Raw genomic sequence first — 13,320 nt, forward strand, 5'->3', positions numbered from 1 at the left:
GAACTCACACTGGAAAGCCGACGTCGCTGGGAAGATTACACTGCGGCCAAGGAGATGATGCTGGAGCGCACCAACATTGCCGAGTCGCCATGGTGGGTGGTGCAAGGTGTCGATAAGAAGAAAGCACGCCTGAACTGCATCTCCCACCTGCTACAACAGGTCCCGTATGAGGCGGCAGAAGGTGCGGAGATTTCACTGCCCTCCCGCATTCATCATGAAAATTACGCGCGGCATCCGGTGCCAGAGGGCATGATCGTACCCGATAGCTACTGAACTATACTTTAGCCAGTCAACAATCGTCAGGAGGAGTTATGGCAGGCGGCTGGTCTGAAGATGGTGCAGTGCAAAAGCAAATTGACGCAACCGTGGATGATGCCATTGCGCGCGCCAGAAGCCATCTCAACCATGGCGAAAGCGCAGAGTTTTGCGACGAGTGCGGGGATGCCATTCCCGAAGCGCGTCGCAGTGCATTGCCTGGAGTGCGTTACTGCGTGAAGTGCCAAAGTGCGATAGATAAACAAGAAGCCAGCCACAGCGGGTATAACCGCCGTGGCAGCAAGGACAGTCAGCTGCGGTAGGGTTGGTGTGCTGCTTAACACCCACCTGAGAGCGTCATATACATTATAGTATGGGTCAACTTGTCAAAATTGATATGTCAGCCCAACACCAAACGTATCATCCGTTGAAATACCAAAGGGTGTCGAATCGTTAAGTCTGTTGATTTTATAATCCGCATAGGTAAACATATTTTTATTGAGGAAGTAAGAAATGTTGACATCAATATATTTCATTAAATAAACATCTCCATAACCCTCAATGTCTTTACCCTGTGACTGGAACCAGCCTATGCCTGGAACGAACCCATTTAGCGCAACATATCTCAGGTACATCTCAATATTTTCAGTTTTATTGGCATAACCATAACCACGAATCGGGGTAATATTACTTCCCTGTGAATATTTCACCGCAGCATAGAACTGATTCGGATTGTACTTGAAACCAACAGCCCACATTTCAGCACGTTCACCGTCACCGTATGCAAGAGCCTGCTGTGCCTGAGTACGTTTTGAATTACTGTAAGCGGCAAGCATGGTGCCGCCCCAATCGAACTCATAGCTTACAGAAGCACCCGCACCATCGCCGTTTGAAGCGTAAACTGACCGACTGCTGTTATTACTACCCTCACCATTTTTACCCTGATATTGCAGAGCAAACTTCAGGTTATCATTAAGCCCGTAAAAGTTATTGTTGCGATAGGTAAGAAGCCCACTTGAACGGCCGGTCATGAATCCATCAGTATAGATATCGGTCATGATGTCAAAGATAGGCGCATAGTCCGTGATACTTCCGACATCAAATATGATTCCGTTGTTGCGGCCATAATCCAATGACCCTAAAGTACTGTGTTTTATACCGGCGAATCCATAGCGGGTCTTATTGCCAAGCGTTCCATCAGCCTCTGAATTATTGGCCTGGATATTATATTCCCACTGGCCGTACCCCGTCAGCTTATCATTTATTTGCGTCTGACCTTTGAAGCCAAATCGCACATATGTAGCGTCACCGTCTACCGTTGTATCATCACTGAAATAATGTCGAGCGCGCACACTGCCATATAGATCTAATTTATTGCTGTCTTTATTGTAAATTTCAGCGGCACTTGCTGACTCCGCCAATAGCAATGCCACCATTAGAATGGATAAATTAAATGCTTTCATCATCTATCTCTTTAATTAGAATGTATTGGGAAATTAATAAGTGGAGGTAAATCTCCACTCAATGTTTCTATTTGCGATTTAATGGGCGAGGCTGTGCTTCTTCAGGCAGAAGAGAATTATAGGTTTCTCCTTCCAGTTGAAGAATATGCTCTTCTTTTGCCGCAGTAATTAATGCAGGGTTGGTCAATGCGCGAACAGCAGAAGCCGCGATGACACTTCCCGCCAGCAGCATGCCTTTATGAGCATAAGATGATTTCCCCTGGGTGACCATCTGCCAGGAATGAGGAGCCGTTCCCCAGGCGCAGGTTGCGATATAGACCTGGCCAACCGGGACCAGCCAGCTAACGTCACCCACATCGGTGGAACCATTGAGAAAATCAGGCTCTTTACGGAAGGCAGTTAAATCTTCAGAAAGGATTTTTCCGCTTTTCTCAACCCGGCGTTTCTCTTCGTCCGAGAAGGTTGCCTGAATGGACTGTGCAAAGGCTTTTTCTTCATCGGTAAAGGTAACAGGCCCGAATTTACTGAGTTCCTCATCCATCATGCTTGCCAGAGTCACGTTAGGAATAAGGTCAGCGGAGGCCGCATCAAATTCCATAGTCACCTGAGTACCGGTCATAAGTGCCGCGCCACGAGCAATATCCTTGACTCTTTCGGTAATTTCGCGCACCTGATGCATTTTTGGTGAGCGCACTTTATAAAGTACGTGCGCGTCAGATTGCACAACGTTTGGCGCATTTCCGCCGGCATTGGTAATGGCATAATGAAGACGGGCTTCAGGGATAATGTGTTCACGGAGGAAGTTAGCACCTACGTTCATCAACTCAACACCATCCAGGGCACTTCGGCCCATATGAGGACTGAAGGCTGCATGCGTACTTTTACCCTTAAAGAGGTATTTGATCTGATTTGTTGCAAGCATACGGGCATTGTATGCGAGGTTTTCATCCCAGGGATGCCAGGTGAACGCAACATCAACACCGTCAAACAGCCCAGCGCGAGCCATGAAGGCCTTACCGCCACCACCTTCCTCAGCAGGACAGCCGTAGTATTTTATTGTCCCGCTCAGCCCCAGCTCCTCTATGCATGCTTTGGTAGCCAATGCAGCAGCCAGCGCTCCTGTTCCCAAAAGATTGTGACCGCATCCATGGCCATTACCGGCATTCTCTACTGGGGAATAACAGTTTGTATTCGCTTCCTGACTCAGAGCGGGCAAAGCGTCATACTCACCCAAGAAAGCAACAACGGGCTGTCCCTTTCCAAAGGTTGCAACAAACGCAGTTTCTATGCCGCCAGCATTTCGAACAACCTCAAACCCAGAATCTTCAAGCGTTTGTGCCATCAACGCTGATGATTGCTTTTCTTCATAGCGCACCTCAGCAAAATCCCATATTTTGTCACTGACAGAAATAAGTCGTGCCGCTTCTTTGCTAAGGCTTTGTTTAATAATGTCTAGATAGTCCATATTCAACTCTCATTAATGCGTAGGGGTGGGTTGAGGCTCCGCATTTGCAGAAGCACTCGAATGTTTGATTGTCAGCGCGATGAGGCACGTAATAACTGCACAGGCCACGATCATCATGAAAGCACTTGAGTAGTTCTGATTTGTTGCTTTCAGCATGTAGCCAATGATGATGGGTGAAAGCAGAGATCCAATTTGGGCGAAAGAATTTATTAAGCCGGTTGCGGTGCCAACTGAATCTTTAGGGAACTGTTTGATAATGGTGACAAACACGCTGATGCTGATCGCATTCAGAAAAATGTTCGACAGAGAAAGCCATGCAAAAGCAACAGGAATGGATGTCGCATTGAACATCAGCCAGATAAACACCGCTGATACTGCTGCGCCGATAGCAATAAGATACTTTTCACGGCCGCTAAAAAAGCGGTCCAGAAGCCAGCCGCAGGTCAAGAAGGAGATAAAACCAAGCGTAGGAGGCAACATTGACCACGCTCCCATGGAGATCATGCTCATTCCTTTTACTTTGACCCAATAGGAAGGAAGCCATGACTGCAAACCCCAAAACACGATATTAGTGAAGAAATAACAGGTAGCGATCTGCCAGGTAAGACGGCGTGTGATGATGTTTTTCAGGCGCTGCTTTTCATAGCCCTTTGGACGCTGAATTTTTGTTGTTTCAGCGATTTCTTGTGAATTATCGGTCGTTTTTAAAACTTTCCAAAGTGCAAAAGCCAGCAACAGTCCTGTTGCACCCAAAACAATAAACATGATGCGCCAGTTTAAAAACGCAATCAGTGTTGAGACAACTAAAGCACCCAGAGCAAATCCAACTGAAGCCCCCGACTGTAAGAATGATTTTGCCCGGCCCATTTTGGATTTATCAAATTGCTGAGCAATGACGACAGAACTTCCTGAAGGGAATACTGCTTCCCCCATGCCGGTAAAAAAGCGTGCTATCACAAGGCTAACGATCCCCCCGGCCATCCCGGTACATGCGGTTGCAAGTGACCAGAAACCGACTGCACCAGTCAGTATCACTTTGCTACCAAATCTGTCGACCAAATAACCCCCTACCAGCTGAGTCAGCGAGTAGGCCAGAAAAAAACCGCTGATAATAAGACCGGTTTCTTCACTCCCCAGATTGAAATCCGTACTAATAGGAATAATGGCGATATTTATTGCTGTTTTGTCGATGAAGCCTACAACCCAACATAAAAACAAGATGAAAATAATCAGCTTATTTCTGGTACTCGATTTCAAGCTGCCCATAGCACTTTCTCCGGAACGAATGATGATGTGTTGCGTAACTGTCTTGCTACCCTTGCAAAAAAATGCTATATATCTATGTGTAAACCAACATACACTGACATTAATTTATAGACATACACACACAGGAATATATGAGCGAATATATTAATGAATTAGAAAAAATCCTAACCCTAAAACACCCTCGCTTAACTTTTAGTATTTTATATTCACCCAAACGTTATGATGATCTTATCAGTGACAATTCTGATAAATATGACTTCCGCAATGATCACTTCATTATTATTTTGTGCAAAGTGGATAGCTGTATAATTTTAGATGCCATCTCTTTATACATTCCGTCGTTGACATTAAAGATTGAAGCACCGGACAGATCATATGATTCCATACCAATCGAAACGATCGATGCCGATGTCAAAAATTATCTTTATGCCAAAATCCTCCAGCAGCAAAGCTGGCTTTTCCAGCGAATCAGCGAGAATACGTGGCACCTGGCTTCAGGACTCTCTCATCAGATTATTACTCAACATGTTGTGGATGGAGCATTAAAGACTATCCCGTTCAGCGATGCTGTAATTTTCAGGATATATGACGAAGAGCATAATATCCTCCGCCCAGTTGCAGTTTCCGGATTCAAGGATAATTATTATGATTACTCTGTGTCACCCCAGGAATCAATATCAGGCAAGGTTTTTGAAAGTAGAAAACCAATTATACTAAATTCCAAAGATGACATCCTTGCATCCTTTAGGCGTTATTCAGCAATCCGAGCATCTGTTATGGAAAACAACCCTATAGCAAACTCACTTATATGCGTACCCGTGCTAGACCAGCACTATTGCTATGGGACGTTAACCATTCTGTCACTTGATCGCAGTTCTGTTTTTAATTCCCTTGCAGTTTCGCTGCTTGAGACCTTTGCATCTCAGGTGGCCCTGGCGTGGCGTAATGCAAAACAATATGACGAAAAGGTTGAAAGTTTCAATCAAGTTAACTCTCTCAGACAGCAACTTGAAATGCAGAACGAAATGCTAAGAAGCAACTTAGATTTTCATAATGAAATGATAAGATTATCCATAAAAAACAACACTATAGAGTCATTCATTAAAGCCATATCCAATAAAATAAATATTGAAGTAAGCTATATTGACATTTCAGGAGAGATGTATGGAAAGCTGAATAATATTCATAAACTTTGGGTATCTTTGACCGATATAAAAATAAACGAAATGAGTGGTGAAACAGGATACATCCGAGATGATCTCTATATTAAGCCTATGATGCAAAATCAACAGGCTGTAGGGTTTGTTGTGGTCAATAAATCCGATGCCAGTGATTATATACGAGTAATGCTATCTCGACTGAGCGATTTTTTGATTATGGATATCATGAAAAAAGTCAGTTCTTTGCTCATTGAAAACAAAAGAAAGTCATCAATAATGAATAAAGTTTTGTCCAATGGGATCAACGAAGACACAACGTCCACCCTATCTGAAAATGGTTTTATGATTCAGGAATGGATTGGATGCGCAGTTTTATCTTTAGCGAACCCTACAAAGGGAGGTGAAGATGTAAAAATGCTGGACGTACATAACAAATTAAAATCCCTCTTGGTACGAAGCAATGCCTTTATTTATTACGATGAAAAAAAGTTCATGATTTACTCCTCTGATAACTCTTTGGATAAGATTAACTCCACTTTTACTAAACTTGAAAAGGAGTTTGTTAATGTTGGATTTCATCAGGCAGGCTTCAGTAATATAATACCTACCATCAGGATTAAACAATCTTTAGAGCAGGCCTTAACCACTCTTGCTGTTCTTGAGAAAAGAAACAAAGAGGGTGCCCTGCGATTTAACAATACTGGCATTGAGAGATTGTTTGTTAATCATGAAAAGGAAGAAATCAAACAATTTATTCACGATGTACTTTCGCCATTGGTTGATGGTAGTGAGAAGAGTCAGGTTTTGCTTAAAACATTAAATGCATATATTGGCCATGGTTGTTCGGTGAACAATACGGCAAAGTCTTTAGACATACATGCAAATACGCTCTACCAACGAATTAGAAAAGTCGAATCACTGACGAAAATGGACTTATCTCGTTCAGAGGACTTTCTTATAATCAGCGTTGCATGTCATATGCTCAGCTTATCATGAGCATTTATGCACCGATATTTTTTCAACTTAACTACTGCATCTCGGTAGAACTCACGTTGCCATTAGCGGAGGTTTATTAAGTCCTCTCACTAGCGTATTCAAGCGATCTCAATGGTATGGTCAGTGCTTACTGATTTTTATAAATCTGCTTAACTTTCTTCTTTCACTTTCCTCGCAATAAGGGTTTTACCCATCCCCCAGCACCATAACCAAACTCTGCAGCCCGATTGAACGGGTTCGAGCCGCTATGGCACCAAACTTAACTGTCATGAAGGATAAGTTTCAAGGGCGCGCTGAACGATTAAGTGCCTGTATATTTAACTCTTCAAACAATAGATTGCTTCCTGATACACCACCATCAATTTACAACGAGAGGTCACTATGAACAGGCATCTATCTGAAAAGCGGATTAACATATTTCACAGCGTTAATTTGTCAATCCGCCATCGTTAACAAACTGAAAATTAACGAGAGATTCTTCAATGACCCCAGTCTTAGTTGCGGGCTGATGACTGACTTTCTTTTATTTCAGCTGGAATATTCTTGGCTTTACTGCTGGAGTAAATGAAAAAGAGTGCAATTCCAAGGCAGATTACGGCGCCAAGGCGTGTCCCAGAGAAGTGAATCGCTTCATTGCCTAACCAGCCATAATTATCAATCAGCATACTCATGGCCAATTGACCAAAGATCACAGCAACAGTAGCCACGGCAGCACCAATTCGCTGCACAGCAAGTACCATAATGACGATGTAAGGGACACCACAAAGTGCACCCAGCAACTGCCATTTAGGCACATCAAGCAGAGTTTGTGCTTGTTTGGGTTCGAAGAAGAAAATAAGCAACGCGGTCACCAGTGCGCCTACAGAGAATGTCAGAAATGCACTGCGAAAAACACCAACGTTGCTTCCTAACTTGCCACCAATTGCAGCCTGCATACTCAGAAAGGCGCCACCCACTACAGCCAGAATAATCATCAAAATATTCACAGATTTACCTCAGCCTTTTGCCACGAGGAACAAAGCAGCAGTAATAAAAATCAGAGCAATGATACGTTTGCTGTCAATCTTACGATGTGCAGTGCCGAACAGACCGTAGTGGTCTATCACCAGGCTTTTCAAAACCTGTCCTGCCAGAATACCTATCATCGTCATCGCGATCCCAATGCTGGGAACGGCAATGGTCAAAATGACAACGTATACCGGCCCCAGAATGCCACCTAACAGAGTCCATGATGGTTGAGTAAAGAAAGATGGACTGTTACGAGGGCTGAAGAACAGCATTAGCAGGAATGTCAGCGCTGCACCGACGCCAAAAATACTAAACGTTGCCCATAAATCTCCAACTTCACTTCCTAGTGGCCCCAACAATCCGGCTTCAACGGACAATCCCATCCCGCCAGCCACGACAAGCAATATTAATAAAAGCTGCATAAAACAGTCTCCAGTGGTTTAGGTGGAGGATTCTATAGCAGCCATGAATAATGAAAAACGGTATAATTCAGGAAACACCTTTGCAGGAATCAGGATAATGTACGATCCAAGTGCGATAAATTTTCGGACTCTTTTGTTTTTTATTGGTGTCTATGATGCTCAGAGTTTTTCAGCTGTAGCGAGACGTGAAGGTGTCTCTGCTTCTATGATTTCGCGGGTAATTCTCCAACTCGAAGACACGCTTGGACAGCAGCTTTTTTATCGTAATACCCGCGCGGTTATCCCCACAGAAGCCGGAAGGTTGTTTATCGACTATGCCCGAACCATGACAGAGCAACTGAGTGAAGCCCGTAAAGAGATGCTGGACAGGTCTCTTGAACCGGCAGGGCTGATAAGAATCAATGCACCTGTCTTCTTCGGCCAGCGCCATATCGCACCCTGGCTGACAGAACTGTCAGAACGTTATCCAAGGCTACAGATTGAGTTAACGCAAACTGATGACTATATCGATCCCCACAGGGATGCCTCTGACGTTATTTTCAGAATTGGAACACTGACTGATTCTTCTTTTCATGCCCGCGTTTTTGGAACCCAGTATTATCACCTTGTAGCCTCTCCTGCTTATATAGAAAAATATGGAAAGCCAGCGTTTCCCGCTGAGCTGAATAATCACAGATGTCTGGTGTACAGGGGTTCATCAGGTCCAAATAGGTGGTTGTTCAGAGAACCCGGGGGCAACTGGATTCACCAACCTGTTAACGGACTACTGACTTCCAATAACGCAGAGTCTTTGCTGACCAGCGCCCTTGGCGGCATGGGGATGGTGCTGTTTCCTGACTGGCTTATTGGTGACAGCCTAAAAAAAGGGGGCCTTGAGAGAGTGATGTTAGATTACGAGGGCGCAATTAAAACAGAACCTCAGCATATAGCCGCCATCTACCCTAATGCGCGACACCCTCCGTTGAACGTAAGGACCGTAATTGATTACTTTGTCGACGTATTCGGTACCCCTCTCTACTGGCAATTTGAATAACCAGAAATTCTGACCCCGGTTAATAATTAATGCGAATATTGGGGAATTTATGCAGCGTTAGTCGGCTAGCTTCTTAGCAAAAGAAGGCATTATTCACTCAATACTCAACTGAGCCAGTGGCAAAACTCAGTTTTCATCGAAAAGCATATCCAGAAAAGCACGCACCGCGGGATTAGCACGCCGACTTTCAGGCCACAGAACCGTGAGGTTTTGCCGCTCTACTGCAAACTCAGTGAGTACCGGAATCAGCTCGCCTCGCTCCACCCAAGGTTTGACCATAAAACTCGACGCCATACCGATCCCGGCTCCCGACGCTATTGCGGAGAGGATGGCTTCACTTGCATCCATAACCAATGACGCGGAGGGCAATATTTCAACCTCTCTTTCGCCAATCCTGAAGGGCCAGCGAAACAATTGTCCCGAACTTTTGTAGCGCAGGTTGATTGTCTCGTGCTCAACAAGCTGATTGGGATGGGTGGGGGTTCCGCATTTGTCGAGATAATGGGGTGAGGCATAACACCCTAGCTGATAGGGAGGAAGACGCCGTGACAAAAGCGAGGAGTCTTGAAGCTCGCCGATACGCACGGCAATATCAACCCCCTCTTCGACAAGATCCGCTTGCTCATCGCTCATTCGCAAATCCACTTTGACTTTAGGTTGCTGCTTGCGCCACTCCATGAGCATCGGGGCAATCAGGTGCAAGCCCACTGGCAATGATGCTGCAATACGCAGCGTGCCATGAGGCTCCGATCGCGCGGCTTTCGCCGCCTGCTCAATCTCTTCAGCATTCTGTAACAATCGCAGCACACGTTCATGCAGATCGCGGCCTTCGGGCGTCAGATTCAGAGAACGCGTGGTACGCGTGAACAAAGCCAAACCGAGATGCCGCTCCAGCCGCTGGATGCTTTTGCTCACAGCAGAGGGGGAAACCGCTAACACCCTTGCAGCTGCGGTGTAGCTGCCAAGCGACCCCGCACGTGCAAACGCAATAAGCCCTGTCAGGCTTTCAATACCTATTTGTTCCTTCATGGCACAATTAAAGCGACAAACAGCACAATTATCAACTACGGCTATTCATCTTATGCTTTCACTCGTTCACCTATCCGGAGCGTAAAAGATGACTGACATGATGAAAGCAGTAAGACTGCATGCCTTCGGCGGCCCGACGGCGCTGTGCTACGAAGATGCGCCGATCCCAAAGGCAAATGCCGGCGAAGTGCTGGTAAAAGTACATGCAACAGGCATCAACCCGCCTGACTTGTATTTGCGCGATGGGTATCGCGCCCTCCCCCCTGAATGGCACCCCAACCCCCTATTTCCCCTTATCCTGGGGACGGATATATCTGGCGTTGTTGCTGCCGTAGGCGAAGGCATTACCGGTTTCAAACCCGGTGATGCTGTTTATTCCATGGTGAAATTCCCGGGCGATCTGAATAAAGGCAGTGGCGCTTACGCAGAATATGTCTGCGTGCCAGCTTCTGAACTCGCGCTTAAGCCCCGCAAGTTGTCCCATAGCGAAGCCGCGGCTGCACCAATGTCACTGCTCACCGCCTGGCAGTTCCTAATCGATACAGGTCATGAAGCACCCAATCCTTTCCAGTCTTTCAGACATCAGCCTTTGGCGCTTAAAGGCAAAAGCGTGCTGATCAATGGTGCAGCGGGAGGTGTCGGGCATCTTTCGGTTCAGCTCGCTAAATGGAAAGGTGCGCACGTTATTGCAGCCGCATCAGGCAGACATAAGGCGTTTTTACTGAGCCTTGGAGCGGATGAGGTTATCGACTATACCGTGACGGCAGCCGAATCCGTGTCGCCAAAGGTGGATCTTGTCGTTGATGCGGTCGGTGGTCCACACATGGAACGTTTCCTTAACATCATTAAACCCGGTGGTGCGTTGTATCTGGTAAATCCACTGGGTTTTGACGGCCACAGCATTGCCGCTGCGCGGGATATCACGGTATCGACCACACAGGTTCGCTCTGGTGGACATCAGCTTTGCAAAGCCGGAGAGCTGCTTGAAGATGGCACTCTTCGCGTTGCGCTCGACAGCACTTATCCCCTGTCCGAGGCATCTTTGGCGCACGAACGCGCCGCCCGAGGCAGCATTCAGGGGAAGATCGTTTTAGTGGTTTGAGTGATATCTCCCCGACCAGCCGAGACCGACGGGTCGGGGTATTTTGAAAGGAACTGAATGTGATCATTGTGACCGGGCATCTGTTTGTTCCACCGACAGAACTACAGGCATTTATGGCTGACTTCTCTTCGCTTGCCTGCTGCACACGCCAGCGTGAAGGAAATCTCTTTTACGAAGCGGCAATTGCCGACCCTTTAAGCGGAAAATTGCTTATCTCTGAACGCTGGGCAGATGAAGAGTCACTCAGCAGCCATCTCAAGGCCTCAGACACTCGGACATTCGTCAGTCGCTGGCAGGCACGAATTAAGGGTGATATCAGGAAATACGATGCTTTTAATGAGCGTGGCGTAAGTGAAATGCGAGATGCGCGTTGTCCATAACAAAATCAGAATGCCTCGTTGACCTTTCCGCTCAGTGCCAAGGGCGGACATCGAAACTATGGCCCATGACAAAGTCCCGCGATAAGCATGTTAGGGCTATCACTTTAAATTCTAACCTATTAGGAAATGTCAGAAAATAACCTTGTCAACATAGCGGTCAGTGAGTTTTTAATGCGCTCAAGGCAAAGAGCTATATATTAGCGACGTCGGCCTCTGATTTGGTATACACCAATAGCATTGCAATTTTAACAGTAACTTACTGCTTAATTTCACGTTGTTTTGCAAGCCATTCACTGGCCGTAGTCGTATCAATTCCCTGACGTTGATTGTAAGTATTGCTCTTATTCCAGGCCACTCCGTCAGGGCGTGCGAAAGCAAGTCGGTAATTTGCCCCGACATCTTGCGGATCGTGCCGCACATCATCCTGAAGCTTTAACCTGTCTAGTAATTTTCTGTTTACTTCAGTGCCCCAGTGGGCACGCATGAGATCAGCAAGCTCACTGTAAGTCAGCGTATCACCTGCAATATAGACAATCTCGTTTCGAAAAGTGGGCTGATGGAAGAAAATGTCTGCAGTTAGATGGCCGATATCTTCGGGCGTGGTCAGCGTTACCGCGTGCTGCCAGTCTCCCAGTGCACAGACAGTTTTATTTTGTGCGTCAATCACACCAAAGTCGGGCTCAAACAGATAGCTGGTAAAAATACCTGTAGATACAATGACCCATCCTGTCGTGCTCTGCTGGCGTAGAAGGTGGCGAACTTCAAGCTGTTCATCCCAGACTTGTTGCCCGCTGCCTTTACCGACAACGTCATAATCAACACCAAACTGCCATGGGAAGTAGTGAGCTACAGCCGCTTTTAATACCGCCTCCGTAATTTTTATTTGCGTTCCCGGTCCGCCAACAAAACCACTGCAGTTGATAACGGCGTCGAAAGAACCAAATAGCTCACTCAGCTCATCAACACTGTTTTCCTGCAGATCGCCCTCTACCACAGCTATTCCCAACTTCATCAGTTCATCCAGCCGCGTCCGGCGTGAACCAGAAACAGCATGAGCGGATTCGTTTCTAAGTAACACGCTAATTTTCACATGGGTGTGTTCATGCGCTTTATTGCTCATCGATCTTAATACCTGAATACCAAGTTCTCCTGCACCGAGAACCAAAACAGTATTTATAGGTTTTTCGGAATTCATTGTTGCTTCCTGTTGTCTTAAAACGTCATCCTGACAGCTGAAATGGCCTTATTCAATTAGGCACACACATGATACTGGAGGTGATATGGCGTCTGAACGGGAAGCGTTGTTGCAATTTCCTAAGGAGTTTTGTGAGGAATTAAGCAACGATGACGAGGGCCTCAAACGAGAGATCCTGGCGCATGCAGGTAATCGCTGGTCGCTTGGCGTGCTCCATATTCTTGGTACCAACGGACCTCTTCGCTATGGGGAGTTACGCCGCTACCTAACCGGTGTCACTCAAAGAATGCTAACACTAACATTGCGTCATCTGGAGCGGGATGGGCTTATATCCCGCTATGATCACAAGGAAAAATTGCCCCGGGTGGTTTATACAATTACAGATATGGGGAAAGACATGCTTCTGCGGATGTTACCTTTATGGTCGTGGATCATCACATCCGCCAACTATTTCCGGACAGCAAGAACAGAGTACGACGGTGATTGAATGTTCAGGCGAAAAACTGGCAGAAAGTCACTATAGAGCTTTCTTAATATTGAAGCTTT

Annotated in this window: 13 protein-coding genes and 1 pseudogene; 7 read left to right on the forward strand and 7 right to left on the reverse strand. The window is 46.1% G+C overall.

What is annotated here, in order from left to right:
- Positions 1–273: pseudogene (locus HA45_RS19230) on the forward strand (polyphosphate kinase 2); the annotation flags it as partial.
- A 38-nt stretch (positions 274–311) separates the two neighbouring features.
- Entirely contained in the window at positions 312–578 is a 267-nt protein-coding gene (locus tag HA45_RS19235) for a DksA/TraR family C4-type zinc finger protein (RefSeq protein ID WP_100700193.1), read from the forward strand.
- Positions 579–641: 63 nt separating this feature from the next.
- Here the strand turns inward: HA45_RS19235 and HA45_RS19240 are convergent, their stop codons facing one another.
- From HA45_RS19240 to HA45_RS19250, 3 genes are all read right to left on the reverse strand, one after another.
- Positions 642–1,718: a porin gene (locus HA45_RS19240; RefSeq protein ID WP_100700194.1), complete on the reverse strand. Its 1,077-nt coding sequence runs from the start codon at positions 1,716–1,718 to the stop codon at positions 642–644.
- Between the two features lie 67 nt (positions 1,719–1,785).
- A complete protein-coding gene (locus HA45_RS19245; protein ID WP_100700195.1) occupies positions 1,786–3,183 on the reverse strand; it encodes an amidohydrolase in 1,398 nt (465 codons plus the stop codon).
- 12 nt (positions 3,184–3,195) lie between these two features.
- Entirely contained in the window at positions 3,196–4,449 is a 1,254-nt protein-coding gene (locus HA45_RS19250; protein WP_100700196.1) for an MFS transporter, read from the reverse strand.
- A 131-nt stretch (positions 4,450–4,580) separates the two neighbouring features.
- Between HA45_RS19250 and HA45_RS19255 the strand changes: the two genes are divergently transcribed.
- Positions 4,581–6,605 (forward strand): helix-turn-helix domain-containing protein, encoded by a 2,025-nt coding sequence (locus tag HA45_RS19255; protein ID WP_100700197.1) that lies wholly within the window; start codon positions 4,581–4,583, stop codon positions 6,603–6,605.
- A 494-nt stretch (positions 6,606–7,099) separates the two neighbouring features.
- On the opposite strand, the gene HA45_RS19260 is transcribed toward HA45_RS19255, so the two are convergent.
- Positions 7,100–7,591: a DMT family transporter gene (locus HA45_RS19260; RefSeq protein WP_100700198.1), complete on the reverse strand. Its 492-nt coding sequence runs from the start codon at positions 7,589–7,591 to the stop codon at positions 7,100–7,102.
- Positions 7,592–7,600: 9 nt separating this feature from the next.
- Positions 7,601–8,035 (reverse strand): DMT family transporter, encoded by a 435-nt coding sequence (locus HA45_RS19265; protein WP_100700199.1) that lies wholly within the window; start codon positions 8,033–8,035, stop codon positions 7,601–7,603.
- A gap of 97 nt (positions 8,036–8,132) precedes the next feature.
- Between HA45_RS19265 and HA45_RS19270 the strand changes: the two genes are divergently transcribed.
- Entirely contained in the window at positions 8,133–9,068 is a 936-nt protein-coding gene (locus HA45_RS19270) for a LysR family transcriptional regulator (protein WP_100700200.1), read from the forward strand.
- A gap of 126 nt (positions 9,069–9,194) precedes the next feature.
- Here the strand turns inward: HA45_RS19270 and HA45_RS19275 are convergent, their stop codons facing one another.
- A complete protein-coding gene (locus HA45_RS19275) occupies positions 9,195–10,097 on the reverse strand; it encodes a LysR family transcriptional regulator (protein WP_100700201.1) in 903 nt (300 codons plus the stop codon).
- Positions 10,098–10,185: 88 nt separating this feature from the next.
- On the opposite strand from HA45_RS19275, the gene HA45_RS19280 reads away from it, so the two are divergent.
- Together HA45_RS19280 and HA45_RS19285 are read left to right on the forward strand one after the other, a co-directional pair.
- Positions 10,186–11,199, forward strand: a complete 1,014-nt coding sequence (locus tag HA45_RS19280) for an NADP-dependent oxidoreductase (RefSeq protein ID WP_100700202.1) — start codon at positions 10,186–10,188, stop codon at positions 11,197–11,199.
- A 59-nt stretch (positions 11,200–11,258) separates the two neighbouring features.
- Positions 11,259–11,579 carry a putative quinol monooxygenase gene (locus HA45_RS19285; RefSeq protein WP_100700203.1) on the forward strand — a complete coding sequence of 107 codons (321 nt, stop codon included), beginning with the start codon at positions 11,259–11,261 and terminating at the stop codon, positions 11,577–11,579.
- Positions 11,580–11,835: 256 nt separating this feature from the next.
- Here the strand turns inward: HA45_RS19285 and HA45_RS19290 are convergent, their stop codons facing one another.
- Complete coding sequence (locus tag HA45_RS19290) at positions 11,836–12,774, reverse strand: aromatic alcohol reductase (RefSeq protein ID WP_100700204.1); 939 nt, start codon at positions 12,772–12,774, stop codon at positions 11,836–11,838.
- 85 nt (positions 12,775–12,859) lie between these two features.
- Here HA45_RS19290 and HA45_RS19295 point away from each other — a divergent pair, with 85 nt between their 5' ends.
- Positions 12,860–13,261, forward strand: coding sequence for a winged helix-turn-helix transcriptional regulator (locus tag HA45_RS19295; protein ID WP_100700205.1), 402 nt, complete (start codon positions 12,860–12,862; stop codon positions 13,259–13,261).
- Positions 13,262–13,320: the final 59 nt, after the last annotated feature.

Source organism: Pantoea rodasii, assembly GCF_002095465.1.
In the GTDB taxonomy this organism is placed as follows: Bacteria; Pseudomonadota; Gammaproteobacteria; order Enterobacterales; family Enterobacteriaceae; genus Pantoea; species Pantoea rodasii.